Origin of the sequence: Rhodovulum sp. FJ3 (assembly GCF_032918305.1) — a bacterium.
In the GTDB taxonomy this organism is placed as follows: Bacteria; Pseudomonadota; Alphaproteobacteria; order Rhodobacterales; family Rhodobacteraceae; genus SAT37.
Genome location: NZ_JAWJUU010000003.1, coordinates 418,366 through 444,569 on the forward strand (window position 1 = coordinate 418,366; position 26,204 = coordinate 444,569).

29 protein-coding genes are annotated in these 26,204 nt (G+C 59.9%); 15 read left to right on the top strand and 14 right to left on the bottom strand.

Going from position 1 to position 26,204, the window contains the following annotated elements:
• Positions 1-67: 67 nt before the first annotated feature.
• From trpS to R1W00_RS11145, 12 genes are all read left to right on the top strand, one after another.
• Positions 68-1,090 carry a tryptophan--tRNA ligase gene (gene trpS, locus R1W00_RS11090; protein ID WP_317262799.1) on the top strand — a complete coding sequence of 341 codons (1,023 nt, stop codon included), beginning with the start codon at positions 68-70 and terminating at the stop codon, positions 1,088-1,090.
• 277 nt (positions 1,091-1,367) lie between these two features.
• A complete protein-coding gene (locus tag R1W00_RS11095) occupies positions 1,368-1,823 on the top strand; it encodes a universal stress protein (RefSeq protein WP_317262800.1) in 456 nt (151 codons plus the stop codon).
• A 139-nt stretch (positions 1,824-1,962) separates the two neighbouring features.
• A complete protein-coding gene (locus R1W00_RS11100) occupies positions 1,963-2,580 on the top strand; it encodes an FMN-dependent NADH-azoreductase (RefSeq protein WP_317262801.1) in 618 nt (205 codons plus the stop codon).
• A gap of 117 nt (positions 2,581-2,697) precedes the next feature.
• On the top strand, positions 2,698-3,261 hold the full coding sequence (locus tag R1W00_RS11105) for a NifU family protein (RefSeq protein ID WP_317262802.1): 564 nt from the start codon (positions 2,698-2,700) through the stop codon (positions 3,259-3,261).
• Entirely contained in the window at positions 3,251-3,898 is a 648-nt protein-coding gene (gene tsaB, locus R1W00_RS11110; protein ID WP_317262803.1) for a tRNA (adenosine(37)-N6)-threonylcarbamoyltransferase complex dimerization subunit type 1 TsaB, read from the top strand. The genes R1W00_RS11105 and tsaB overlap by 11 nt, the downstream gene beginning before the upstream one ends.
• Positions 3,895-4,314: a GNAT family N-acetyltransferase gene (locus tag R1W00_RS11115; RefSeq protein WP_317262804.1), complete on the top strand. Its 420-nt coding sequence runs from the start codon at positions 3,895-3,897 to the stop codon at positions 4,312-4,314. Before tsaB ends, R1W00_RS11115 begins: the two co-directional genes overlap by 4 nt.
• Positions 4,315-4,461: 147 nt before the next feature.
• On the top strand, positions 4,462-5,451 hold the full coding sequence (locus R1W00_RS11120) for a BMP family ABC transporter substrate-binding protein (RefSeq protein WP_317262805.1): 990 nt from the start codon (positions 4,462-4,464) through the stop codon (positions 5,449-5,451).
• 88 nt (positions 5,452-5,539) lie between these two features.
• On the top strand, positions 5,540-7,078 hold the full coding sequence (locus R1W00_RS11125; protein ID WP_317262806.1) for an ABC transporter ATP-binding protein: 1,539 nt from the start codon (positions 5,540-5,542) through the stop codon (positions 7,076-7,078).
• On the top strand, positions 7,078-8,175 hold the full coding sequence (locus tag R1W00_RS11130; protein ID WP_317262807.1) for an ABC transporter permease: 1,098 nt from the start codon (positions 7,078-7,080) through the stop codon (positions 8,173-8,175). Before R1W00_RS11125 ends, R1W00_RS11130 begins: the two co-directional genes overlap by 1 nt.
• The gene (locus R1W00_RS11135; protein ID WP_317262808.1) at positions 8,175-9,140 is read left to right on the top strand and encodes an ABC transporter permease; all 966 of its coding nucleotides are present in this window, start codon (positions 8,175-8,177) and stop codon (positions 9,138-9,140) included. The genes R1W00_RS11130 and R1W00_RS11135 overlap by 1 nt, the downstream gene beginning before the upstream one ends.
• A 63-nt stretch (positions 9,141-9,203) precedes the next feature.
• The gene (locus tag R1W00_RS11140) at positions 9,204-10,112 is read left to right on the top strand and encodes a sulfite exporter TauE/SafE family protein (protein ID WP_317262809.1); all 909 of its coding nucleotides are present in this window, start codon (positions 9,204-9,206) and stop codon (positions 10,110-10,112) included.
• Positions 10,109-10,855: a TIGR02186 family protein gene (locus tag R1W00_RS11145; RefSeq protein ID WP_317262810.1), complete on the top strand. Its 747-nt coding sequence runs from the start codon at positions 10,109-10,111 to the stop codon at positions 10,853-10,855. The genes R1W00_RS11140 and R1W00_RS11145 overlap by 4 nt, the downstream gene beginning before the upstream one ends.
• Here R1W00_RS11145 and R1W00_RS11150 read toward each other — a convergent pair.
• The 3 genes from R1W00_RS11150 to ccrA form a co-directional block, all read right to left on the bottom strand.
• Positions 10,846-12,390 carry an ATP-dependent RecD-like DNA helicase gene (locus R1W00_RS11150; RefSeq protein WP_317262811.1) on the bottom strand — a complete coding sequence of 515 codons (1,545 nt, stop codon included), beginning with the start codon at positions 12,388-12,390 and terminating at the stop codon, positions 10,846-10,848. The genes R1W00_RS11145 and R1W00_RS11150 overlap by 10 nt on opposite strands.
• Positions 12,391-12,438: 48 nt before the next feature.
• Positions 12,439-12,669 (bottom strand): hypothetical protein, encoded by a 231-nt coding sequence (locus R1W00_RS11155; protein ID WP_317262812.1) that lies wholly within the window; start codon positions 12,667-12,669, stop codon positions 12,439-12,441.
• Positions 12,670-12,780: 111 nt separating this feature from the next.
• Positions 12,781-14,070 (bottom strand): crotonyl-CoA carboxylase/reductase, encoded by a 1,290-nt coding sequence (ccrA, locus tag R1W00_RS11160; RefSeq protein WP_317262813.1) that lies wholly within the window; start codon positions 14,068-14,070, stop codon positions 12,781-12,783.
• A gap of 337 nt (positions 14,071-14,407) precedes the next feature.
• On the opposite strand from ccrA, the gene R1W00_RS11165 reads away from it, so the two are divergent.
• The 3 genes from R1W00_RS11165 (at position 14,408) to deoD (ending at position 17,506) form a co-directional block, all read left to right on the top strand.
• On the top strand, positions 14,408-16,375 hold the full coding sequence (locus tag R1W00_RS11165) for a protein meaA (protein WP_317262814.1): 1,968 nt from the start codon (positions 14,408-14,410) through the stop codon (positions 16,373-16,375).
• A 116-nt stretch (positions 16,376-16,491) separates the two neighbouring features.
• Positions 16,492-16,791 carry an H-NS histone family protein gene (locus R1W00_RS11170; protein ID WP_317262815.1) on the top strand — a complete coding sequence of 100 codons (300 nt, stop codon included), beginning with the start codon at positions 16,492-16,494 and terminating at the stop codon, positions 16,789-16,791.
• A gap of 7 nt (positions 16,792-16,798) precedes the next feature.
• On the top strand, positions 16,799-17,506 hold the full coding sequence (deoD, locus tag R1W00_RS11175) for a purine-nucleoside phosphorylase (protein ID WP_317262816.1): 708 nt from the start codon (positions 16,799-16,801) through the stop codon (positions 17,504-17,506).
• Here deoD and R1W00_RS11180 read toward each other — a convergent pair.
• From R1W00_RS11180 to R1W00_RS11230, 11 genes are all read right to left on the bottom strand, one after another.
• Positions 17,503-18,348, bottom strand: coding sequence for an urea carboxylase-associated family protein (locus tag R1W00_RS11180; protein ID WP_317262817.1), 846 nt, complete (start codon positions 18,346-18,348; stop codon positions 17,503-17,505). The two genes, deoD and R1W00_RS11180, sit on opposite strands and share 4 nt — an antisense overlap.
• A 338-nt stretch (positions 18,349-18,686) precedes the next feature.
• On the bottom strand, positions 18,687-18,845 hold the full coding sequence (locus R1W00_RS11185) for a hypothetical protein (RefSeq protein WP_317262818.1): 159 nt from the start codon (positions 18,843-18,845) through the stop codon (positions 18,687-18,689).
• A 158-nt stretch (positions 18,846-19,003) separates the two neighbouring features.
• Positions 19,004-19,783, bottom strand: coding sequence for a succinate dehydrogenase iron-sulfur subunit (locus R1W00_RS11190; protein WP_317262819.1), 780 nt, complete (start codon positions 19,781-19,783; stop codon positions 19,004-19,006).
• Positions 19,784-19,797: 14 nt separating this feature from the next.
• The gene (gene sdhA / locus R1W00_RS11195; protein ID WP_317262820.1) at positions 19,798-21,603 is read right to left on the bottom strand and encodes a succinate dehydrogenase flavoprotein subunit; all 1,806 of its coding nucleotides are present in this window, start codon (positions 21,601-21,603) and stop codon (positions 19,798-19,800) included.
• A 13-nt stretch (positions 21,604-21,616) separates the two neighbouring features.
• Positions 21,617-21,988: a succinate dehydrogenase, hydrophobic membrane anchor protein gene (gene sdhD, locus R1W00_RS11200; RefSeq protein ID WP_317262821.1), complete on the bottom strand. Its 372-nt coding sequence runs from the start codon at positions 21,986-21,988 to the stop codon at positions 21,617-21,619.
• Between the two features lie 12 nt (positions 21,989-22,000).
• Positions 22,001-22,384 (bottom strand): succinate dehydrogenase, cytochrome b556 subunit, encoded by a 384-nt coding sequence (gene sdhC, locus R1W00_RS11205; protein WP_303965163.1) that lies wholly within the window; start codon positions 22,382-22,384, stop codon positions 22,001-22,003.
• A 168-nt stretch (positions 22,385-22,552) separates the two neighbouring features.
• The gene (locus R1W00_RS11210) at positions 22,553-23,584 is read right to left on the bottom strand and encodes a MaoC family dehydratase (RefSeq protein WP_317262822.1); all 1,032 of its coding nucleotides are present in this window, start codon (positions 23,582-23,584) and stop codon (positions 22,553-22,555) included.
• Between the two features lie 3 nt (positions 23,585-23,587).
• A complete protein-coding gene (locus tag R1W00_RS11215; protein WP_317262823.1) occupies positions 23,588-23,791 on the bottom strand; it encodes a DUF1737 domain-containing protein in 204 nt (67 codons plus the stop codon).
• Positions 23,792-23,795: 4 nt separating this feature from the next.
• Positions 23,796-24,350 carry an NnrU family protein gene (locus R1W00_RS11220; RefSeq protein ID WP_317262824.1) on the bottom strand — a complete coding sequence of 185 codons (555 nt, stop codon included), beginning with the start codon at positions 24,348-24,350 and terminating at the stop codon, positions 23,796-23,798.
• Complete coding sequence (locus R1W00_RS11225) at positions 24,350-25,207, bottom strand: CoA ester lyase (RefSeq protein WP_317262825.1); 858 nt, start codon at positions 25,205-25,207, stop codon at positions 24,350-24,352. The genes R1W00_RS11220 and R1W00_RS11225 overlap by 1 nt, the downstream gene beginning before the upstream one ends.
• 115 nt (positions 25,208-25,322) lie before the next feature.
• Positions 25,323-26,078, bottom strand: a complete 756-nt coding sequence (locus R1W00_RS11230; protein ID WP_317262826.1) for a sulfite exporter TauE/SafE family protein — start codon at positions 26,076-26,078, stop codon at positions 25,323-25,325.
• Positions 26,079-26,204: the final 126 nt, after the last annotated feature.

A 26,204-nucleotide genomic window follows, 5' to 3' on the forward strand; every position in this document is an offset into this window, starting at 1 on the left:
CATGTTGACGGGCTGTCCCTGCATGGGTAAGCGAGCAGTACATGAAATTCCAGACGGAGAGTATATTATGACGGAGGTGGTCCACACACCGCGCGTCTTTTCAGGGATCCAGCCCTCGGGCAACCTGACTTTGGGCAATTATCTGGGCGCTATGACCCGGTTCGTCGACATGCAAAACAACAGTGGCATGCCCACAATTTTCTGCATGGTCGATCTGCATGCCATCACCGTCTGGCAAGACCCTGCCAAACTGACCAACGCCACGCGTGAATTGTGCGCAGGCTTTATCGCCGCCGGTATCGATCCGGAACAATCGATCCTGTTCAACCAGAGCCAAGTGCCCGAGCACGCGCAACTGGCGTGGATTTTCAACTGCGTCGCGCGCATGGGTTGGATGAAGCGCATGACCCAGTGGAAGGACAAGGCCGGCAAGAACCAGGAAAACGCGTCGCTGGGCCTGTTTGCCTATCCCGCGCTGATGGCGGCCGACATCCTGATCTATCACGCGACGCATGTGCCCGTGGGCGAGGACCAGAAACAGCATCTGGAACTGACCCGCGACATCGCGATCAAGTTCAACAACGACTTTGGCGTGGATTTCTTCCCCGTGACCGAGCCGGTGATCGAGGGCGCGGCCACCCGTGTCATGAGCCTGCGCGACGGGTCGAAAAAGATGTCGAAATCCGATCCCTCGGACATGAGCCGCATCAACCTGACCGACGATGCGGATGCGATTGCGAAGAAGATCCGCAAGGCCAAGACCGACCCCGATCCCTTGCCCGAGACCTATGACGATCTGTCCGAGCGTCCCGAGGCACGTAATCTGGTCAACATCTACGCCGCAATGTCGGGCAAGACCCCCCAAGAGGTCGTCACCGAATTCGCAGGTCAGCAATTTGGCACATTCAAACCGGCGCTGGCCGATTTGGCGGTGGATAAGCTGGCCCCGATTTCGACCGAGATGTCGCGCCTGATGCAGGACACCGCCGAGATCGACCGCATTCTGGGCCGCGGGGCCGAGCGTGCGCGCGAGATCGCTGCGCCGATCCTGAAACAGACCTACGACATCGTCGGCATGATCCGGTCGTAACATTTCACGCGGGCGGGGATCACTTTCCGCCCGTGTCACATTTCGGTTGTACGAATCCCCTAGCCTGACCCGTGACCGGCACCTGCGCCGGTTACCCCGAGGCATGTTCCCCCAAAAGACCTTCTCGGGCATCGGGCGCTTGGTTTCCCCGCCGAATTCGCCCCGCGCCTCTGGTTCCCCGCCAGAGGCGTTTGTTCTTCTTTGGACCTATGCGATGCGACTTTGCTTGCATGACGGGCCAAGCCTGCGCAGTATCCCCGAACAAGGAGGCCCCGCCATGCGTAAATTTCTGGTCGTGCTGGATGACAGCCGCGAATGCCTGAATGCGATGCGTTTTGCCGCCATGCGTGCGGCAAACACCGGGGCCGGTGTGCAAATCCTGTCCGTGATTCCCCCCGAGGAATTCAACCACTGGATCGGGATTGGCGACCTGATGCGCGAAGAAGCCCGCGAACGGATCGAGGCCCATTATGAGGTCTTTGCCAAATGGATGCGCGACCGCCATGCGATCACGCCCGAACTGGTCATCCGCGAGGGCGAGGCGGTCGAACAGATCCTTCAACAGGTGAACGAGGACCCCGAGGTCGGCGTTTTGGTCCTTGGCGCGGCCAGCGATAAAAAGGGTCCCGGCCCCATCGTCAGCCATATGATGAAGTCCTCGGGCACCCTACCGATCCCCCTGACCATCGTTCCGGGCAGCATGTCCAAGGAACGGCTTGAGGCGATCACCTGACATTCCCCGATTTTAAGGCATGGCGTGGATACCTGTTTCAATACATCACGTCTGCGTAACCGCCTTCTTTACGTGTAGACAGTTACCTCCCTATATGAGAACCCTCTAAGGGAATTTTTACTGGTTACGTGAGGCTACCATGACCAAACTTCTGCACATCATCGCATCGCCCCGTGGTGCAAACTCGAAATCGAACGCGCTGGCTACGACCTATGTCGAAGCGGCCAAGGCCAAGAACCCCGACCTCGAAGTCGACGTTCTGGACCTGTTTGCCGAAGATCTGCCCGCATTTGATGGCGATCCGGCGGCTGCAAAGATGACCTTCTTTGGTGACGGCGTTATGGACGCATCCAAGCAAGCCGCTTGGGACAAAGTCGCCGAAATCACCAACCGCTTTATCTCGGCTGATCACTATGTTCTGGGCGTTCCGATGTGGAACGGTGGCGTTCCCTACCGTCTGAAGCATTACATCGACATCATCACCCAGCCCGGCATGCTGTTCGGTTTCGACCCCGAGCGCGGCTATTTCGGCCTGCTGGAGAACAAAAAAGCGACCGTCATCACCTCGTCGGGCGTTTGGGCCCCGGGTGCGGATGCGAAATACGGCACCGACTTCCATTCGAACTATCTGGAATGGTGGCTGCAAACCATCGGCGTCAGCGACATCGATCTCGTGCGCTATCAGCCCTCGCTGCTGACCGCTGATCCGGCAGCCGGTTACGCCAAAGCCGAAGCCGAAGCCAAAGAATTGGCATAAGTTAAACAGCCTGGACAGGTAGGGGTGGGGCGGTCAATGTGATCGCCCCTTTCCGTTGCTATAGTTGACTTGGGCTGTCAGAATTATCATATCACTCCCAAACCAGCGGAGACGCCTATGTTCATTCAAACCGAATCGACCCCGAACCCAGCCACCCTGAAGTTTCTTCCGGGCCAAACCGTTCTGGAAACGGGAACTGCCGATTTCCCCGGCGCCGAGAGCGCGGATAAATCGCCCCTCGCCACCCGCATCTTTGCGGTCGACGGCGTGACCGGCGTGTTTCTGGGCACGGATTTCGTGACGGTCACCAAGGATGAGGCGACCGCGTGGGAACATATCAAACCCGCGATCCTTGGCGCGATCATGGAGCATTTCCAGTCGGGCCAACCGGTTCTGGCCGGTGATCAGCCCGCCGCGCCCGCCCATGCGGAACATGATGGTCCCGACGGCGAGATCGTCGATCAGATCAAACAACTGCTGGACACCCGCGTGCGTCCCGCTGTGGCACAGGATGGTGGCGACATCACCTTCCACGGGTTTGAACGCGGTGTGGTTTACCTGCACATGCAAGGCGCCTGTGCGGGCTGCCCGTCCTCGACCCTGACGTTGAAAATGGGGATCGAGAACCTGCTGCGCCACTACATCCCCGAAGTGCTTGAGGTACGCCCCGTTGCGGCCTGAACCTCTGGTCCTCGGCTTTGACACATCGGCCGCGCATTGCGCGGCCGCTTTGCTATTGGGCGACCGCGTTCTGGCCGAGATGACCGAGGACATGACCCGCGGACAGGCCGAGCGCCTGTTCCCGATCCTTGAACAGGTCCTGTCGATGGGCGGCCATGATTGGGCCGACCTTGACGCCATTGGCGTCGGCATCGGGCCCGGCAATTTCACCGGCATCCGTATTTCTGTATCGGCGGCGCGGGGTCTGTCCCTGTCCCTTGGCGTGCCTGCGGTGGGCGTGTCGGGCTTTGACGCGCTGGCCTACGGGGCGGATGGACCGGTTTTGACGTCGATCGACGGGCGCCGCGATCAGGTCTACCTGCAACAGACCGGAGGCGAGCCGTTTCAGGCGCATCTGGATGATCTACCGACCGAATTGGCCCACACCGGTCCGACCGTGATCGGACATGGCGCTGAGCGTCTGGCCGCACATACCGGCGGCACCATCGCCGCCCCCGCCGCCCCCGTGGCCGCGGCGATTGCCGCCATTGCAGGCGCGCGCGCGGCATCGGGTCAGGTCGCGCGCCCTGCGCCCCTGTACCTGCGTGCGGCGGATGCGGCCCCTGCGGCGGACCAACCGCCCAAAATCCTGACATGACGCCCGACGAACTGGCCGATCTGCACGCGCTGTGTTTCACGACACCGCGCCCGTGGAAGGCCGCCGAGTTCACCGACCTGTTGGACATGCGCGGTGTGTTTCTGATCACCCAAGGGCGCGGCATGATCATGGGACGCGTGATCGCGGATGAGGTTGAATTGCTGACCCTTGCCGTCCATCCCGATGAACGCCGTTCGGGGATGGGGCGGGCCTTGGTGGACGCCTTTGTAACCCGTGCCCGCGATATGGGCGCGACCACCGCGTTTCTGGAGGTCGCCGCGCCAAATACCGCCGCGATTGCCCTATACGAGGCGACCGGATTTGAAACCACGGGAACGCGCCCCGGATATTACCGAACCCCCGATGGACAAACGCAAAATGCGCGGATCATGTGCCGCGACCTTGGGCGACGTTAGGTTAACCTTTGCCATTCCTGAACAAGGGGTCAAAAAGCGGTTGACCACCTGATCCGCCTTGCGCCTTAATCACAGGCATGAATTGGCAAAAGGATGCAGCCGCTGCGCGCGGACAAGACATCCGTTTCAACACATGGGAGTTGTTTGATGACGATTAAAGCCACGTTTCTGGGGGCTGTAGCGACGCTTGCACTGGGTGCGGGCGGGGCGCTGGCCGACCCGGCTCTGATCTATGACCTTGGCGGTAAATTCGACAAGTCGTTCAACGAGGCTGCGCATAACGGCGCAGAAAAGTGGAAAGCCGAAACCGGCGGCAGCTATAACGAAATCGAACTGCAGTCCGAAGCCCAGCGTGAACAGGCCCTGCGCCGCTTTGCCGAGGCAGGCAACAACCCGATCATCATGACCGGCTTTGCGTTCGGTAGCGCCTTGGGTGAGGTCGCACCGGATTACCCCGACACCAAATTCGCCATCATCGACATGGTCGTTGATTCCCCGAACGTCCGTTCCGTTGTGTTCAACGAACATGAGGGCTCGTATCTGGTCGGTATGATGGCCGCGATGGCCTCGGAATCGGGCACCGTCGGCTTTATCGGCGGTATGGACATTCCTCTGATCCGGAAATTCGCCTGTGGCTATGCCCAAGGCGTCAAGGCCGTGAACCCCGATGCAACCGTTGTTCAGAACATGACCGGCACCACCCCCGCCGCATGGAACGATCCGGTTAAGGGCGGCGAGTTGACCAAGGCCCAGATTAGCCAAGGCGCGGACGTGGTTTACGCGGCTGCGGGCGGCACCGGTGTTGGTGTTCTCAGCGCGGCAGCGGACGAAGGCATCCTGTCGATCGGCGTGGATAGCAACCAGAACTACCTGCACCCGGGCAAGGTTCTGACCTCGATGATGAAACGCGTGGACAACGCCGTTTACGAGGCGATGAGCGAAGGCGCAGACCTTGAAACCGGTTTCAACGTGATGGGCATCGCCAACGGCGGTATCGGTTACGCATTGGACGAATATAACGCCGAGCTGGTCAGCGCAGAGATGCAGGCCGCCGTCGATGATGCGGCTGCGAAAATCGCGTCGGGCGAGATCGCCGTGCACGACTATATGTCCGACAACGCCTGTCCGGTTCAGTAATTCCTGACACCGACATGCAACCGGCGGGTCCGCCCGCCGGTTGTTTTTTGCCAAAGGGCCCTGCCCCCGAATTTTCAGACCTCTGCCCATGACTGACCAAGTGCCGTCGATCGAACTGCGCGGGATTTCCAAAGCGTTTGGCCCCGTTCAGGCGAACAAAGACATTTCCATCCGGGTGATGCCCGGCACGGTTCACGGGATCATTGGCGAAAACGGCGCGGGGAAATCAACGCTGATGTCGATCCTCTACGGCTTTTACAAGGCCGACGCGGGCGAGATCATCATAAACGGCAAACCCACCGCCATCCCCGACAGTCAGGCCGCGATTGCGGCGGGCATCGGCATGGTGTTTCAGCATTTCAAGCTGGTCCATAACTTCACGGTCCTTGAAAACGTCATCATGGGGGCCGAGGACGGCGCGATGCTGCGCCCGTCTCTGGCCAAGGCCCGCAAGGAACTGCGCCGTCTGGCGGATGATTACGAATTGCAGGTCGATCCCGACGCCTTGATCGAGGACCTTTCGGTCGGCCACCAACAACGGGTCGAGATCCTGAAGGCCCTTTATCGTCAGGCCGATATCCTGATCCTTGATGAACCGACCGGCGTTCTGACCCCTGCCGAGGCGGACCACCTGTTTCGCATTCTCGACAACCTGCGCGCCGAGGGCAAAACGATCATCCTGATCACGCACAAGCTGCGCGAGATTATGGAGATCACCGACACCGTTAGCGTCATGCGCCGTGGCGAGATGACCGCGACCGTCAAAACCGCCGAAACCTCGCCCGAACAACTGGCCGAACTGATGGTGGGCCGCAAGGTTCTGTTGCGCGTGGATAAGGTTCCCGCGCAACCCGGCCGCCCGATTTTGGAAATCGAAAACCTGAACGTCACGGATGAGGACGGCGTTGCGCGCCTGAAAGACGTGTCTCTAAACGTGCGGGCCGGTGAAATCCTGGGTATCGCGGGCGTGGCGGGCAACGGGCAATCGCAGCTGCTTGAGGTTCTGGGCGGGATGCGCACGGGCACGGGTATCGTGCGGATGAACGGCGATACGCTTGACCTGACGGGGCGGCATTCGGACGGGGCATCGCGGCGCGCGCGCGGCATCGCCCACGTCCCCGAGGATCGCCAGCACGAGGGCCTGATCATGCCGTTTTCGGCATGGGAGAACACGGTCTTTGGCTATCACAACGATCCCGCCTATCAGAAAAACAGCCTGATCATGGACAACGCGGGCATCCGCACCGAAACGGCGGCCAAGATGGACCGCTTTGACGTACGCCCACCCGATCCGAACCTGCCTGCGCGCAATTTCTCGGGCGGGAACCAGCAGAAAATCGTTCTGGCCCGTGAAATTGAACGCAACCCCGACCTGCTGCTAATCGGACAACCGACGCGCGGCGTGGACATCGGCGCGATTGAATTCATCCACCAACGCATCATCCAATTGCGCGATGAGGGTAAGGCGATCCTGTTGGTCAGCGTCGAGCTGGACGAGATCATGTCGCTATCGGACCGCATCGCGGTGATGTTTGACGGCAAAATCATGGGCGAACGCCTGCCCGCCGAGACGAATGAAACCGAACTGGGCCTGTTGATGGCCGGTGTCGACGAAAGGGCCGCGTAATGCAGCGTATCCCGAATTGGGCCGATGTGGTTCTGGTCCCCCTGTTCAGCCTGCTGATCGCGTTCCTGCTGTCCGGTGTGGTGATTTTCGCCATCGGGGAAAACCCGATTGCCGCCGTCAAAATGATGATCAGTGGCGCGGTCGGATCGACCTATGGCTGGGGCTATACCCTTTATTATGCAACGAATTTCCTGTTCACGGGGTTGGCCTTTGCGGTGGCGTCACACGCGCGTCTGTTCAACATCGGTACTGAGGGTCAGGCGACCCTTGGTGGTCTGGGCGTGGCATTGGTCTGTCTCTATATTCCGTGGCCGCACTGGGCGCTGGCCCTGCCTGCGGCGATGATCGGCGGCGCCCTGTTCGGCGCGGCATGGGCGTTTTTGCCCGCATGGCTACAGGCCAAACGCGGCAGCCACATCGTGATCACGACGATCATGTTCAACTATATCGGCTTTTCCCTGTTGAACTATGTTCTGGTGAATGTCCTGCGACCCGTTGGCGCGATGGATCCGGCCACGGCCAAGTTCCCCGAGGGCGCGCATCTGCCGACACTGCACGACATTCTGGGCGTGTTCGGCATCCCGTTTTCCAAGGCCGCACCCGCCAACATCAGCTTTGTGATCGCGCTGATCGCCTGTTTCCTTGTGTGGGTTCTGATCTGGCGCACGCGTCTGGGCTATGCCCTGCGATCCTATGGCCAGAGCGAGAGCGCGGCCGTCTACGCCGGCATTTCCCCCACCAAGATCATCGTCATCGCCATGCTGATTTCCGGTGGTCTGGCCGGTCTGATGGCGGTCAACAACGTCATGGGCGAGGCCGAGCGCCTTGTCCTGAACTCGGTCGAGGGGGCGGGGTTCATCGGGATCGCCGTGGCCCTGATGGGACGCAACCATCCGTTCGGCATTTTGCTGGCATCAATCCTGTTCGGGGTCCTTTATCAGGGCGGCGCGGAACTGGCCCTGTGGATGAACATCCCGCGCGAATTGATCGTGGTCATTCAGGCACTGGTCATCCTGTTCACCGGCGCGCTCGACAACATGGTGCGCATGCCGATTGCCTATGTGTTTAACCTGCGCCGCCGCAAGGAGACCGCATAATGGATTTCCTGACGCTTCTCCAAGTTTCCGACAGCACCGTGCGCCTTGCGACACCGTTGTTGCTGGCCTGTCTGGCGGGTCTGTTTTCCGAACGGGCGGGGATTTTCGACATCGGCCTTGAGGGCAAGATGCTGTTCGCGGCGTTCTTTTCCGGCGCGATTGCGGCGGTGACCGGATCGGCGTGGCTGGGTTTGGTTGCGGCGATTTTTGCGTCGCTGATCCTGTCGGTGATCCATGGTCTGGCCTCAATCACCTTTCGCGGGAACCAGTTGATTTCGGGCGTCGCCATCAACTTTCTGGCGGCGGGTCTGACGGTTGTGGTCGCACAGGACTGGTTCGGTCAGGGCGGGCGTACCCCGTCCCTGACGGGGGATGCGCGGTTCACGCCGATCACCCTGCCCTTTGCCGAAGGTCTGGGCGCGGTTCCGGTCCTTGGGCCGATTTATCGCGATCTGCTGTCGGGGCATACGATCCTTGTCTATGTCGCCTTTGCCTGTGTGCCTCTGACGTGGTGGGTTCTCTATCGCACGCGGTTCGGTCTGCGTCTGCGCGCCGTGGGTGAGGCCCCCGAGGCCGTCGATACGGCGGGGATTTCGGTTGTGCGTCTGCGCTATAGCGCCGTGATCATCTGTGGCGTTCTGTGTGGGATCGCGGGGGCGTATTTGGCCACCGCCCTGCAGGCCGGTTTCGTCAAGGATATGACCGCCGGTCGGGGCTATATCGCGCTGGCCGCGTTGATCTTTGCGAAATGGCGACCGTGGTATGCCCTGTGGGCGACGTTGTTGTTCGGGCTGTTGCAGGCGGTCGCACTGCGGTTCCAGAACATCGACCTTGGGGTCTTTGTCCTGCCGGTGCAGTTCATGGACGCGCTGCCGTTTATCCTGACGGTGATCATCCTTGCAGGCTTTGTCGGTAAGGCAATCCCGCCCCGCGCGGGCGGCGAACCCTATGTCAAAGAACGCTAAAACCTGATCACAGTCCGATTTCGCGTCTTGCGTAGATCCCGCAATTGGGCCTAGGGATTATGTATGCAGATTTATCTTCCCATCGCTGAGGTATCGGTCAACGCGTTCTTGCTGTTGGGCCTTGGCGGGTTGGTGGGGATTTTGTCTGGCATGTTCGGCGTGGGCGGCGGGTTTTTGATGACCCCGCTGATGTTCTTTATCGGCATTCCACCCGCTGTGGCCGTCGCGACCGGCGCGAACCAGATCGTTGCCTCGTCCTTTTCCGGTGTTCTAGCGCATTTGCGCAGGCGCACCGTCGATTTACGGATGGGCGGGGTCCTGTTGATCGGGGGTCTGATCGGCGCGGGCTTTGGCGTTTATATCTTCAACCTGCTGCGCGAAATGGGTCAGGTCGATCTGTTGGTGCGGCTGTGTTATGTCCTGTTCCTTGGGGTGATTGGCGCGCTGATGTTTGTCGAGAGCCTGCGCGCGCTACAAAAATCGCGCAGTGGCAAGCGCCCCACCCGCAAGAAACACAACTGGGTGCATGGCCTGCCCCTTAAGGTGCGGTTCCGGACCTCGGGTCTCTATATCTCGGTCATTCCGCCGTTGCTGGTCGGGTTGCTGGTCGGGGTGTTGGCCGCCGTTATGGGCGTTGGTGGCGGGTTCATCATGGTGCCCGCGATGATCTACATCCTTGGGATGCCGACCAAGGTGGTTGTGGGCACGTCCCTGTTTCAGATCATCTTTGTCACCGGTTTCACCACCGTTTTGCACGCGGCGACCAACCACACGGTGGACATGGTTCTGGCGGTTCTCATGCTGATCGGCGGGGTGGTTGGCGCACAGATCGGCACGCGGATCGGCGTACGGATGAAGGCCGAACAGTTGCGCATCCTGCTGGCACTGATGGTGCTGTTGGTCTGTGGCAAACTGGCGCTGGAACTGTTGATTGAACCGGCGGAACTCTATTCGATCGGATCGGACGGATGAGGGTCGCGCGCGCCTTGATCCTGTTGTTGCTGATGGCCCTGCCCGCACAGGCCGAACGGGTCGTCGCGGGCCTGAGCCAAGCGCGCGTGTCCATCACCACGGACTTTAGCGGATCGGAAATTCTGGTGTTCGGGGCCGTCAAACGTGAGGCCCCCGCGCCCGAGGGGCCGGATCTGAACGTGGTCGTCACCGTCGCGGGCCCGTCCGAGCCGACCACCGTACGCCGCAAGGATCGTCGCGCCGGTATCTGGGTCAACGCGGATATGCAGGATATCGGCCCCGCGCCGACCTTTTACTCCGTTGCGACTTCGGCCCCCCTGACCGAAATCCTGTCCCCCGAAACCGACCGCAAGCACCGGATTTCCATCCGCCGTGCCATTCGCGGCGTGGGGGTGACGGACAACAACTATATCGACGCGTTGATCCGTATCCGTCAGGACGAGGGCCTCTATCAAATCAATGACAGCGCCGTGACCTTGCAACAGGACACGCTGTTTCGGGCGGGCATCGCCCTACCTGCGAACCTGACCGAAGGGGCCTATGCCACGCGGATTTTCCTGCTGCGCGGGGGCGATGTGATCGACCGCTATGACACGGTGATCGTGGTGCGCAAGGTGGGACTAGAACGCGCGCTCTACAACTTGGCCTATGACCAACCGCTGATCTACGGGATCCTATCTCTGGCGATTGCGATCATTGCGGGTTGGGCCGCGTCGGCCGTGTTCCGCTATTTTCAGCCCTGATCGATATCCTCTTGCGCCTCTAGGGTCAGGGGCGCGGGGGCCGCAACCAAATCCGATGTCCCCAAAGCCGCCGTTGGGCGCGCCAAGCTGCGCCGCACGACCCAATGCAGACGTTTCTCCGCCCGCGTGATCGCCACATAGGCCAGACGTTTCCACAGGGGCGTTCCGGCCTCAACACGGCCCATGCGCGCGGCGACCTCTAGGTCGGGGGCAAAGACCTGCACCTCTTCCCATTGGGACCCCTGCGCCTTGTGGATCGTCACCGCCGCGCCATGTAGGAACGCGGCACCCATACGTGCGGCATAGGGGATGAACGGTTCCTCTTCGCCGGGCAGTTCGATCTTGATGATCGACGCCGCGCTGACTTGCGGGTTTTCGGCACCCACGACATGCAGCTGGGAAAATCCGGGCTTGCGCCCTGCCCCCATGTAAATCACCTGCGCGCCCTTGATCAGGCCCCGCGCCTCAAGGTCCAGACGTTTCTTGCGGTGCTTCATCGGCAACTCGATCCCGTCACAGATCAGTGGTTCCCCCGGCAACAGGGCATCATGCGGCGCACCATAGGCCGCGCGGAACGCTTGGATCAATTTGACCCGCGTATCATTGCGCCACACCAACACGGGCGAGCGCGCCATCAGGCCCGCGTCCACCCGCCCCGCATAGACGACGCGGTCGTCTTTTTCCGCGATCTCGGCCACCAAGCGGTCGAATTTGTAATAGTCCATCCACGGATCGGCCAACGCATGGGCAAGGTCCAGAATCGGGTTATCGTCTGCCTGTCGGTGAATGCGCTTCAGTTCGAACACGCGGTCCTCGGGCAGACGGTCGAACACCATGCTGCCCGACTGTTTCACCGGCGCCAACTGGGCCGGATCGCCGAACACCATCAGGGTCGGGAAAATCTCGCAAAGGTCTTCGTATTGCCGGTCGTCCAGCATCGAGCCTTCGTCGATCAGACCGATGTCCAGCGGATCCTCGCGCCGTTTCCAGCCGGTGATAAAATCCGACCCGCGCAGCCCCGCCGCCGCCAAGGCCCCGGGAATGGATTTGTTGGTCTGATAGAACGCACGGGCCCGGTCCAGCGCCGTGTCGGTCAGCCCCTCGATCTCGGGGCGTTCGGCATTCCCTTCTAGCCACTCGGCGATCTTTTCGTATTCGGGATCGTACATCGGCGTATAGAGGATGCGGTGAATGGTCGTCGCGGGCACGCCGCGATTGCGCAGCACGCTGGCCGCCTTGTTCGTCGGGGCGAGAATGGCAAGGGTGCGGCGGTCCTTGCGGCGCTTGCCCTCATAATCGCCGGACACCACGTCGACGCCCGCCTCTTGCAGCGCCTTGACCAGTTCAGCCAACAACAACGTCTTGCCCGACCCCGCCTTGCCCACAACGGCTACGGGCGATGTGCCCTGATCGTCGGATCGGGGCGACAAGAGCGCCTCACCCTCTAAATGGACGCCAACGCCCTGCAGGATCTCGGCAATCTGATCAAAGGCTTCGGCCTGATCTTCGGAAAACTGGATGGCAGGTGTCGACATGGCGCCACATTAGTTCTGCGCGCCGCCCCGCACCAGCGTGAAACGCGCCTACAGCGTTTTTCGTCTGTGACTGTCCAGCGACGTCACCACATCATCGGTCGGACGCTGGGCGGGTTCAACGCCGCCAAGGTCCTGTCGCGCAATTTCTTTTGTTCTGCCAAGCTCTTGCGCCAGATGCGACAAGCCGTTCGCCAAGGCAAACGCCCTGAGATCATCAAGAACTTCGAGTATCCATTCATCCGCCATGTTGCACCGGCCCAAGGTTAGTTGGTCAAGCATTTACAACCATAACGTGAAAAATGTCATTGCATAGTCGTTTTCAGAAATCGGCAACAGAAAACCCCGCCGCGGGCGCGCGACGGGGTCTCTGAGTTCCTGAATTCGGGCCGCTTAGGCTTGGCCAGCTTCCAGAACATCCTCAAGGGTGCGCAGGCCGGTTTTCGGGGCCTGAACCAGTACGGCCATGTTGCCGGGCTTGTGTTCGTTGCGCAGCATCTTGGTGTGGGCCTGCGGGATTTCTTCCCACGGGAACACTTCGGACATGCAGGGGTCCAGACGACGCTCACACATCAGACGGTTGGCCGAAGCAGCCTGTTTCAGGTTGGCAAAGTGGCTACCCTGCAGACGCTTTTGGTGCATCCACATGTAACGCACGTCAAACGTGGTGTTAAAGCCCGAGGTGCCGGCGCAGATCACAACGATACCGCCCTTTTTCACGATCAGGGTCGACACGGGGAAGGTCGCCTCGCCGGGGTGTTCGAACACCATGTCGACGTTCACACCTTTGCCGGTGATTTCCCAGATCGCCTTGCCGAACTTACGGGCCTCTTTCAGCCATTCGTTATACTCGGGGCTGTTGACCGTGGGCAGTTGGCCCCAGCATTTGAAATCCTTGCGGTTGATCACGCCCTTGGCGCCCTGATCCAGAACGAACTGACGCTTGGATTCGTCCGAGATCACACCGATCGCGTTTGCACCGGCCGTGTTGGCCAGCTGGATCGCGTAGGAGCCCAGACCGCCCGACGCACCCCAAACCAGAACGTTCTGGCCAGGCTTCAGTTCATGCGGGTGGTGGCCGAACAGCATGCGGTATGCGGTCGCCAGCGTCAGGGTGTAGCATGCGCTCTCTTCCCAAGTCAGGTGCTTGGGACGCGGCATCAGCTGTTGCGCCTGAACGCGGGTGAACTGCGAGAAGGACCCGTCGCCGGTCTCATAGCCCCAGATACGCTGGGTCGGCGAGAACATGGGATCACCACCGTTACATTCTTCGTCGTCACCGTCATCCTGGTTACAGTGGATGACAACCTCGTCGCCCACTTTCCAGTTTTTGACCTTGTCACCAACGGCCCAAACGATGCCAGCGGCATCCGAACCGGCGATGTGGTAGTCCTGACCGTGGACGTCAAAGGGCGAAATCGGCTGACCCAGACCGGCCCAAACGCCGTTGTAGTTCACACCAGCGGCCATAACCAGAACCAGCACTTCGTGGCTGTCGATCTGCCAGGTGTCGACCACCTCTTTCTGGAACGACTGCTCGGGTTCACCGTGACGGTCACGACGGATCGCCCATGCATACATTTTCTTGGGAACATAGCCCATCGGGGGCATTTCACCGACCTCGTACAGGTCTTTTTCCGGTGCGTCGTACGTCAGTACATCCGTGTTCGTGTCCAGAGCCATTTGAGCCTCCTAGAGTTAAATTCTGTGCCGCATCGCAGAATCAATGCGTGATCTGGGTCATCAAGTAAAGGTGCAAAAGTAACTTTGCAACCAAAGTCGGGCATATTTTGTAATTTTATGTCGCGACGGAATTTCCGCATCCGTGCCGAAAACCACCTCAAAACACCGTTTACCTAGCGGAATCGGTAAAAATCGGATGAGATGGGATCGTGGTTACGACTATACGCGAAAGAACGCCGCGTCGCAGCGAATTGACACGGCCATAATATTTCCCTTATGTCCTGTTGGACGAAATTTTGTTGCTGAACCGACTCAAGACCGATTCAAGGGGCCCGCGATGACTGAGACGCAAAAAGACCGCCCGTGGCTGTTTAGAACCTATGCAGGCCACTCGACCGCAAAGGCATCCAACGCCTTGTACCGCGGCAACCTTGCCAAGGGTCAGACCGGCCTGTCGGTCGCCTTCGATCTGCCGACCCAGACCGGCTATGACAGCGACCACGAACTGTCCAAGGGCGAGGTCGGCAAGGTCGGCGTGCCCGTCGCCCACCTTGGCGACATGCGGATGCTGTTTGATGACATCCCCTTGGAGCAGATGAACACGTCGATGACGATCAACGCCACCGCGCCGTGGCTGTTGGCCCTTTATATCGCCGTGGCCGAGGAACAGGGCGCGGATGTGTCCAAACTGCAAGGCACGGTTCAAAACGACATCATCAAGGAATACCTGTCGCGCGGCACTTATATCTGCCCGCCCAAACCGTCCCTGCGGATGATCACGGATGTGGCGGCCTATACCCGCCAGCACCTGCCGAAATGGAACCCGATGAACGTGTGTTCCTATCACCTGCAAGAGGCGGGCGCGACGCCGGAACAGGAACTGGCCTTTGCCCTTGCGACCGCCACCGCCGTTCTGGACGACCTCAAGGGCAAGGTCAGCGACGCCGACTTCCCCGCCATGGTGGGCCGGATTTCGTTCTTTGTGAACGCAGGCATCCGGTTCGTGACCGAGCTGTGCAAGATGCGCGCGTTTACCGAGCTGTGGGATGAAATCTGTCGCGAACGCTATGGCGTTGAGGACGCGAAATACCGCCGCTTCCGCTATGGGGTTCAGGTGAACTCGCTCGGCCTGACCGAGCCCCAGCCGGAAAACAACGTCTATCGTATCCTGATCGAAATGCTGGCCGTGACGCTGTCGAAAAACGCCCGTGCGCGTGCGGTTCAGCTGCCTGCGTGGAATGAGGCGCTTGGCCTACCGCGTCCGTGGGATCAGCAATGGTCGCTGCGTATGCAACAGATTCTGGCCTATGAAACCGACCTGTTGGAATACGGCGACCTGTTTGACGGCAACCCCGCCGTTACCGCCAAGGTCGAGGAACTGAAAGACGGTGCGCGCAGCGAACTTGCCCAGATCGACGCGATGGGCGGGGCCGTGGCCGCAATCGAATACATGAAATCCCGTCTGGTAGAATCCAACGCCGAGCGTATCGGCCAGATCGAAACCGGTGACACGATTGTTGTCGGCGTGAACCGCTGGACCGAGGGTGAGCCCTCGCCGCTGACCTCGGGTCCCGAGGCGATCATGGTCGCCGACCCCGAAGCCGAGGCCGACCAGATCGCCCGCCTGAACGCATGGCGCGCCGACCGCGACAGCGCGGCCGTCGAGGCTGCGCTTGCCAAGGTCCGTCAGGCCGCCGCAACCGGTGAAAACATCATGCCCGCCTCGATCGAGGCCGCCAAGGCCGGTGCCACCACCGGTGAATGGGGCGACGTGGTGCGTAATGCATTTGGCCTTTACCGTGGTCCGACCGGTGTGTCCAAGAACCCGTCGAACCGCACCGAGGGCCTTGAGGATATCCGCGAACAGGTCAACGCCGTGTCCGACCGTCTGGGTCGCCGTCTGAAGTTCCTCGTCGGCAAACCCGGCCTGGACGGCCATTCCAACGGCGCCGAACAAATCGCCGCCCGCGCCCGCGATTGTGGCATGGACATCAGCTATGAGGGCATCCGCCTGACGCCTTCCGAAATCGTCGAGGCCGCGCGCAACGATGACGCCCATGTGGTTGGCCTGTCGATCCTGTCAGGCTCGCATATTCCGTTGATCGGCGAATTGATGGACAAAATGCGCGCCGAAGGTCTGTCGCATATTCCGGTGGTCGTTGGCGGTATTATTCCCGACAAAGACGCGGAACGTCTTTTGGCAATGGGGGTGGCCAAGGTTTACACCCCCAAAGATTTCGAACTGAACCGTATCATGTTCGATATCGTTTCGCTGGTTGATCCGGCCCCTGTGGCGGCCGAATAGGTTAACAACCACGCCCTTGTGAAAGTTGCCCATCTGGTGCAAGCTCTGGTTTTCAATTGTATTTTTTGAAAACCTGTGCGCTTTATCAGGTGGGCAATTTTTTATGGGGAAACATAATGAACCTAGAGACTCTCACTCGCCAAGAACTGCTACAACTGCAAGCTGATGTTGAAAAAGCATTGAAAAAGCTTGAGGTTAAAAACCGCGCTGCCGCATTGCGCGCCGCCGAAGATGCCGCCAAGGAATTCGGCTTTAGCCTGTCTGATCTGACGACCGAAGACGGCAAACCCGCATCCGCACCGAAATACCAGAACCCCGCCGATCCGACCCAAACTTGGACCGGTCGCGGCCGCAAACCGAAATGGATTGTGGACGCTCTGGAAAGCGGCAAAGATCTGGACGAACTGAAGGTATAAAACACAAATGACCATCCATATCGGTGCCAAACCCGGCGATATTGCAGAAACGGTTCTGATGCCTGGCGACCCCTATCGGGCGAAATGGGCGGCGGAAAAGTTCCTGAAAAATCCGACACTTGTGAATGAAGTGCGCGGAATGCTGGGATACACCGGTGAATGGAATGGTCATCGTGTCACCATTCAGGGCAGCGGTATGGGGATGCCGTCGCTTTCGATTTATGCCAATGAGCTGATCCGGGACTATGGGGCGAAAACCCTGATCCGGATCGGTTCCTGCGGCGCCTTTCAGGATAATGTAAAGGTCCGCGATGTGGTGATTGCGATGGCATGTTCTTATGTGTCATCGCCCTCATCTACCATTCTGCGCGACTTGAATTACGCACCTTGCGCGGATTGGGAATTGCTGCGTCGCGCGGTCGATGCCGCGCAATCGCAGGATGTAACCACCCATGTCGGCTCGATTTATTCCAGCGACACGTTTTACGACGAACGCGCCGATTTGACCGAGCAACTGATTCGTCACGGCGTATTGGCCGTCGAAATGGAGGCGGCCGAGCTCTACACGCTGGCTGCGCGGTATGGGGTTCGGGCATTGGCGGTGTTAACCGTTTCCGATCACGTCGTCACGCATGAGGCATTGCCCAGCGATCAACGCGAACGCAGCTTTGGCGAAATGGTTGAGATCGCCCTGCACGCGGCGTTTGACACCTAAATCCCGTGGGAACGGGAATAGCCGTTCCTATCCGGAGATGTCCAATCGGTTAATGCATCCGCGCGGGGTTTAAACACCTCAACCAATAGCGCGTGACATTTCGCATCGTCCGAGGAATGCGACGATCCGCAATCCCCACCGGGACAGGCGGACAAATTGCCCAGCAAATCAATCTCGGCAAAAAACTCGATATAATCGCCTTGGCGCGCGGGGCTGGCCTTCATGAAATACTGCCCCGTATCGGCGGTAAAGCCCGTGCACATGAACACGTTCAGGACATCGTGGATGTGATGTTCGACCTCATCCGCCGGTCGTCCCGTGTGGGCGGCCAAGGCGCGCGTCAGGTTCGAGTGACAGCAGTAGTGATAGTCCTCACCACCGGACAGCACATGGTGCGTATATGGGTCACAGCGCGTGCCTATGACATCATGCACCCCGCCGCCAAACTCATCGCGCCCGTACCAATGCAGGCTGTCGCCCGTCACTGTCGCCATGGGCCGTAGATAGGGAAAGTTGGACCACAGCCGGTCGCCAATCCCCACATGCGTGCCATGCAAGGCGCGGGTTTTTCCGGAAAAGAACCGCTCAGCCAGGTCATTGGCGTTGAACAGGTTCAGGTCCCCCACCTGCGACCCGTCGGGGCAGGAGATGCGAAAGAAATGCCCCGACGGCACCGTGAAACAGGCGGCATCGCGCGGCTCGACGCGCGTGGTGCTGATGACCTCGGCGCCCTCACGCGCGGCGTGGTAGGTGTCCATCGGGGCCGTGGGCAGCGTGTCATTCGGATAGCAGATCACAGGCGCAATCGCGCGGCGGGCCTCGGCGTCGGGGGGCGTGGTCATTTCGGGGAACCTTTGGTTTTCTCTGCGCAAAATGTAGGGGCCTTGCCGTCCTCGGTAAAGGCCACGGCACCACAGGCAAAGCACACATACTTGGCATGTCCGTCACGGTCGCCTCGCCGGTCCGCGCGCCACCTGCACCGCCTCATGTCGGGACGTGAAAACAGCACCACAAGGACAAAGGCCACGATCAGGCCGATTACAATAAACATCCCCTGCCCCATCCGTTTGGCATCGCGTTCCGTCACAGCCTAGGCAAGGTCCGGACAAATTTAAAGGGTGCCCATGGGCACCCTTGATGACACATATCGTGCATTTGAACGTCGAAACGTCCGCGCAGATCAGGCTGCGTTGTAGTATTCGAACAATTGGGCCGGTTCTTGCTCCTGTTCGTCATGGGCGACGAATTCGGCGGGCTCGTAGTAGGACAGGCTCTCTTCGAGGATGGCGAGCGCGTCTTGCGCGTTAGCCTCGACAGCGGGGTGTTGGATCGGTTGCATTATCGCATTCCTAAGGTTGTTCACCCTCCCCGAGGCGATACCTAGACCTTTGTCGGCCAAGTTACACCCGACAATGCGGCAACCTCGCTATGCGTTCAGCGCAACAAAAAACCGCGCAAAAAGCGCGGTTTTTCGGGTGTTCAACCTATGGTCCGGAATCAGACCATGCGTTCGACCATCATCTTCTTGATCGACGCGATTGCCTTGGCCGGGTTAAGACCCTTGGGGCAGGTTTTCGCGCAGTTCATGATGGTGTGGCAGCGGTAGAGCTTGAACGGATCTTCGAGTTCGTCCAGACGCTCCCCGGTGGCCTCATCACGGCTGTCGATGATCCAGCGATAGGCGTGCAGCAACGCAGCCGGGCCCAGATACCGATCGCCGTTCCACCAATAGCTGGGGCACGAGGTCGAGCAGGACGCGCACATAACGCATTCATACAGACCGTCGAGTTTCTTGCGATCCTCGATCGACTGACGCCATTCCTTGGCAGGACGGTTGGTCTTGGTTTCCAGCCACGGCATGATCGACGCGTGCTGAGCATAAAAGTGCGTCAGGTCAGGGATCAAGTCCTTGACCACCGGCATATGCGGCAGCGGGTAGATTTTCACGTCGCCCTTGATCTCGTCCATGCCATAGATACAGGCCAGCGTGTTGATCCCGTCGATGTTCATCGCGCAGGACCCGCAGATCCCTTCGCGGCACGAGCGGCGGAAGGTCAGGGTCGGGTCAACCTTGTTCTTGATGTAGATGAGCGCGTCCAGAACCATCGGGCCGCAATCATCCATATCGACGAAATAGGTATCGACGGACGGGTTTTTATCGTCATCCGGGCTCCAGCGGTAAATCTGGAACTTGCGGACGTTCGTGGCACCCTCGGGCTTGGGCCAGGTTTTACCGGCCGTCACCTTAGAGTTCTTGGGAAGTGTGAACTGTACCATGTAAGTAACCCTCCTTAGAACGTCCGCGCCTTGGGCGCGATTTTTTTCAGGCTGATGCCGCCGGCGTCTTCGGTCGTCAGCGGATCCTCGATCACCGGACGGTAGGTCAGGTCAACCTTGCCGCCTTCGACATGGGCGATCGTGTGAACGCGCCAGTCGCCGTCGTTACGCTCGGGGAAGTCCTCGTGCGCGTGGGCACCACGGCTTTCGTGACGGGCCTCGGCGCCGGTGATGGTGGCCATCGCGTTCGGCATCAGGTTCGTCAGTTCCAGCGTTTCCATCAGGTCCGAGTTCCAGATCAGCGAGGTATCGGTGACCTGTACGTCGTCCATCTTGCCCGCGATGGCGGTCATCTTTTCGACGCCCTCGGCCAAGGTTTTCGAGGTCCGGAACACAGCCGCATCCGACTGCATGGTTTTCTGCATCTCAAGGCGCAGCTCGGCCGTGGCCATCGTGCCCTTGGCATAGCGCAGACCGTCGAACCGTTCGAACGCCTTGTCGATCGCGGCCTGCGGGGCAACGGGCGTTGCGGCGGCGGGATCAACAACCTGACCGGCGCGGATCGCGGCGGCGCGGCCAAAGACCACAAGGTCGATCAGCGAGTTCGAGCCCAGACGGTTCGCACCGTGGACCGACGCACAACCGGCCTCACCCACGGCCATCAGACCGGGCACAACGGCGGTCGGATCTTCGGCAGTCGGGTTCAGAGCCTCACCCCAATAGTTGGTGGGGATACCGCCCATGTTGTAGTGTACCGTCGGCAGAACCGGGATCGGCTCTTTGTTGACGTCCACACCGGCAAAGATCTTCGCGCTTTCCGAAATACCCGGCAGACGTTCGGCCAGAGTTTCGGGCGGCAGGTGGTTCAGGTGCAGGTGGATGTGGTCGCCATCTTTACCAACACCGCGACCTTCGCGGATCTCCATGGTCATCGAGCGCGAAACATAGTCACGCGGCGCGAGGTCCTTGTAGGTCGGCGCGTAACGTTCCATGAAACGCTCGCCTTCCGAGTTGGTCAGATAGCCGCCTTCGCCGCGGGCACCTTCGGTGATCAGACAGCCCGAACCGTAGATGCCGGTCGGGTGGAACTGAACGAATTCCATGTCCTGCAGGGCCAGACCTGCACGGGCCACCATACCGCCGCCGTCACCCGTACAGGTGTGCGCCGAGGTCGCCGAGAAATAGGCACGGCCATAGCCGCCGGTCGCCAGAACGGTCATTTTCGCGTTGAACACGTGGAACGTACCGTCGTCCAGCTTCCAACACAGAACGCCTTGGCATTCGCCGTCTTCGCTCATCAACAGGTCGATGGCGAAATATTCGATGTAGAATTCGGCGTTGTTCTTCAGCGACTGACCATAAAGCGTATGCAGGATCGCGTGACCGGTCCGGTCCGCAGCGGCACAGGTCCGTTGTACGGGCGGGCCTTCACCGAATTCGGTGGTGTGGCCGCCGAACGGGCGCTGGTAGATTTTGCCTTCTTCGGTGCGCGAGAACGGCACACCGTAATGTTCCAGTTCGTAAACCGCTTTGGGCGCTTCGCGGGCGAGGTATTCCATCGCGTCCGTGTCGCCCAGCCAGTCCGAGCCCTTGACCGTGTCATACATATGCCACTGCCAGCTGTCGGGGCCCATGTTGCCGAGGCTCGCCGCGATACCGCCCTGAGCGGCAACCGTGTGCGAGCGCGTCGGGAACACCTTGGTCACACAAGCGGTGCGCAGGCCCTGTTCGGCCATGCCCAGCGTCGCCCGTAGGCCGGCACCACCGGCACCAACGACCACGACGTCATAATCATGCGTCTCGTATTCGTATGCAGCCATTCGTCTTTGCTCCTTACAGCGCGATGCGGGCGATTGCGAAAAGGCCAATCGCAGCCAGCGCATAGCTGAGGCAGATCATCGCGATGATCAGAATTTTGCGCGTCAGACCCGAGGTATAGTCCTCGATCGCGACCTGTACGCCGTTCTTGAAGTGCATCATGCTGACCGCGATGGTCAGGCCTGCAATCACCGCCGGGAAGGGGCGGCCAAAAAAGGCGATCACTTCTTCATAGGGTTTGCCCAGCATCGGGCCAAAGGTGAACACGAACAGCGGCACCAGAACCAACAGCCCGACCGAGCTGACGGTCATGGACCAGAAATGTTGCGTGCCCTTGTGGGCCGAGCCCAAGCCGCTTGCGCGTTTGCGATCTGTCAAGAATGCCATGATGAGAACTCCTTAGATCACAACAACGGTGAAGATGGCCAAGGCCACCGACCCGATGATCACGCCCCACGCCATCTGTGTGGCGGTGGTCAGGTCGAACCCGCGGCCCGTATCCCAGACCAGGTGACGCACACCGGCCAGCGTGTGATACCACAGCGCCCAGACCGACCCGAACATCACCAGATCCCCGATCCACGAGGTGATGACGCCGTCGGCGAATGCGAAATATTCAGGCCCCGATGCGGCGGCAAGGAACCACCACACGACCAACACAGCACCCGCCAAAAGGGCGATGCCGGTGATCCGCGTCAGAATCGAGGTAATCGAGGTCAGTTGCGGCCGGTACACTTGCAAATGCGGGGAAAGCGGCCGGTTCCCCCTGTTCACGTCAGCCATGATGATCCCTTCTCCATGTCTGGTTCTGCGGATATGTCATAGCGATATGACGGTTAGAGTCACGCCGTGTTAGCGCCAAACAGCCGTTAAAATTGAAAAATCTGTCTAAAAATTACCGTTTGTGATCACGCAAATACATCGCGTGATCACAAAACGGCAAAAATGTTATCACACAGGCATCAGGGCCCAGTAATCCAGATCCAGCAGGACCTCGGGCAGGTATTTGCCGTCTTCGCCCTTCAATGCACCCGGGGTGCCGCCATCCGTGGCGACCAGACGCAGACGGATCGCACCAACGCCCGGCGCGGCGGTTTCGGCCTTGTCCAGAACCTCGGACCACGCCTTGACCGTCTTACCCGAGAAACACGGGTTCGCATGTGCCCCGCCGTTCAGACCGACGATCATCTGCGCATTTGCCAGACCGTTGAACGACAGCGCGCGCGCCATCGAAATCACGTGGCCGCCATAGATCAGGCGTTGGCCATCGGGGCGGAAGGTGGCGTCGAAATGCACCTTGGCAGTGTTCTGCCACAGGCGGGTGGCCTGCATATGCTCGGCCTCTTCGATGGTGACGCCGTCGACGTGGTCGATGATCTCGCCCACCTCATAGTCCCCAAACCGGTGCGCCTCACCAGCCAGCGTAAAGTCGTAATTGGTGAAATCCAGACCCTCGGGGATCACCAGATCCGAGGCGGGCACGGTTTTGGCCAGATCGGGCAGAACGGTTTCGGGCGCGGGCGCATCCAGATCGCGTTTGCGCACCATGACCCAACGCACATAGCTCAGGACCTCTTCGCCGCGCTGGTTCAGACCACGGGTGCGCACGTAAACGACGCCCGACTTCCCGTTCGAGTTCTGTTTAAGACCGATTACCTCGGATTCCGAGCGCAGCGTGTCGCCCTCATAGACCGGACGCAGGAACCGCCCCTCGGCATAGCCAAGGTTCGCCACCGCGTTCAGCGACACATCCGGAACGGTTTTGCCAAACACCGTGTGAAAGGCGATCAGATCGTCCAGCGGAGACGCGGGAAGGCCGCAGTCTTGGGCGAACTGATCCGAAGAATAGAGCGCATGGCGCGCCGGATAGAGCGCGTGATACATCGCGCGCTCGCCCCCCGACAGGGTGCGCGGCACGGCGTGCTTGATCACCTGCCCTACACTGTAATCTTCGAAAAAACGTCCCGGATTGGTTTTCGCCATGGTCTATAGTGCCCCTAGTTTCACATCGGGCGAATACTCGCCCTCAACTTCTTTCACCACCGCCTGCGCACAGCGCATTTTGCCCGTCCCCGCATCAAAGGCGTAGGACGGATCACCATAGAGGTCCCAGCCCTTGCTCAGGGCATCGGTCACCTTGTGGCAAAAGGCAGAGGTGTCTTCTTCGGTCAATAAACGGTATGCTTTCATGGTCTCACCCGAACGGAAAATATCCCAACAGAACGTGGATATAGGCGATGACGCCATAGACCACCACGGTGCCCACGATGGATTTGATCTCGGGTCCTGCGCCTGTGGGTACGTCTGCGGCGGGTGTGGGTCGGGGACCGGATTTGTTGATCACGATCATCTCGACCAAGGCCCAGACGAACAGACCGCCAAACAGGATGAACGACGGCAAATCCCCGTTCACAAGGATATGCGCCAGCGCCCAGACCTTGACCCCAGCCAACATCGGGTGACGCATCCGCCGTCCCAGTGCGTTCTGTGTCCCGCTTGAGGCAAACAGATAGACCGACAGGATCATCAACAGGTTGTTGATCCCCGTGGTCGGTGCCGTACGCCCCCAAAAATACGGGCCGTCCGCCATGCGATAGCCGACGACCATCAGCGCGACACTGGCAAACAGAACGATGGCGATGATGCCACGTCCCTTGGCCTCTCCCAGACCGGCGCGCATCTCGGGCGCCAGACGTTTCAACAGGTGGGCAGCCGACCAGACGGCCACCCCCAAGATCAATAGCAGCATTACATACCTTCCAACTCCGCGATCGCGGCCGCCTTGGCCAACGTTTCTCGCGCAGTCACGATATGCAGATTTTCAACGATTTTCCCATCCACAACTGCGACACCTAGGCCATTTGCCTCGGCTTCCTCGAAGGCCGCGATCTGACGCTGGGCCAGATCGATCTCGGCCTCGGTCGGCGCAAAGGCCGCGTTGGTGATTGCCACCTGTGCGGGGTGGATCAGGGTTTTGCCGTCAAAGCCCATGTCGCGGCCTTGCTCGCATTCGGCCTGCAGGCCCTCGTCGTCTTTGAACGCGTTATAAACGCCGTCGATCACCGGAATGCCTTCGGCGCGACCGGCCAGCAGGCACAGTTGCAGCGAGGTGAGCATCGGCAGACGATCCGCGCGGAACCGGCATTTCAGTTCCTTGGCAAGGTCGTTGGTCCCCATCACGAAACCGGCCATGCGCGGATGCGCGGCGATTTCGGCGGCGTTCAACATGCCCGCAGGGGTTTCCATCATCGCCCACAGCGGCACGTCGGGGATCAGGTCCGCAACGGCTTGGACATGGGCGGCACTGCTGACCTTGGGGATCAGGATCGCCTCGATATCGGCACCGACAAAGGCCGCGATATCCTTGGCGCCCCATTCGGTGTCCAGACCGTTGACCCGCACGATGCGCGCACGCGACCCGAAATCCCCGTCCTTCAGGGTTTGGGCCAGCAATTCGCGGGCGTTGTCCTTTTCGTCGATGGCCACTGCATCTTCGAGGTCAAAGATGATAGCGTCCACCGGCAGGCCCTTGGCCTTTTCCAGCGCCCGTTCCTTGGATCCGGGGATATACAGTACCGACCGATATGGGCGCGCGACCTGAGCCATGATGATTCCTTCCCTACGCAACTTTGTTGCGCAAACCATCACAGATGCGCACGATTGCGCAACCCCCGATTTGCCGCGATGCAGCGTAATGCGACGAATTGGCGAGGATTTGTCGCTAGGTCAGTGCATCCCAGATCAACTTTGACCCCGTCATCATCAACAAAACGTAGGTTAAACCGAAAAAGTACCGCTCTGGCAGGAGGTGGTGCGCCTTTACCCCCAATAGGGCGCCGATCACCATGAACGGCGCAAGGAACAGGTCGGCCTTGAACGTGTCCCATGAAAAGATGCCCAGAAACGCATAGGGCACGAATTTGAGGCAATTGATCACCCAAAAGGTAATGACGGTCGTGGCCTGAAAGGTGGTTTTGCCCATGCCTTGGGCCAGCAGGTAAACGGCCACCGGCGGGCCACCGGCGTGACTGACGAAACTGGCAAACCCCGCCGTGGCCCCCGCGACATACCCCGTGGTGTTCGAAACGGGTCGGACCCTGAGCGTGATCAGCTTGTATTTCAACGCCAACTGCCAGAACACAAAGGCAATCGCCACCGCCCCGATCAGGAACCGGAACACGTCGGGATTGGTCATCCGATAGATCAAAACCGCCAGCACAACACCGGGGATCGCGCCCAGCATCATGTTGCGCGCACTGGGCCAATCCCACTGTTTCCAATAGGGGCCAAGCGTCGTCACATCTGCCAGCATCAACAGCGGCAAAAGGATCCCCAGCGCCATTTCCGGCGGCAGCACCAGCGCCAGAATCGGCGTCGCCGCAAAGGACGCACCGGACCCGAACCCGCCTTTTGATACACCTGCAAAGAGAACTGCCGGAACTGCAATCGCGAAAAATGTAAAATCGAATTCCAACATGTAACTACCTTGTAAACTGGGGCATTTTGTCACCTCATAGCGCAATGTTAGCGCCATAAGAAGGCCCTTAATCCCCCGCGCCGCGCTGCAGCGGGCTTGCGCCAAGGCCCCGAAATCGCTAGGCAA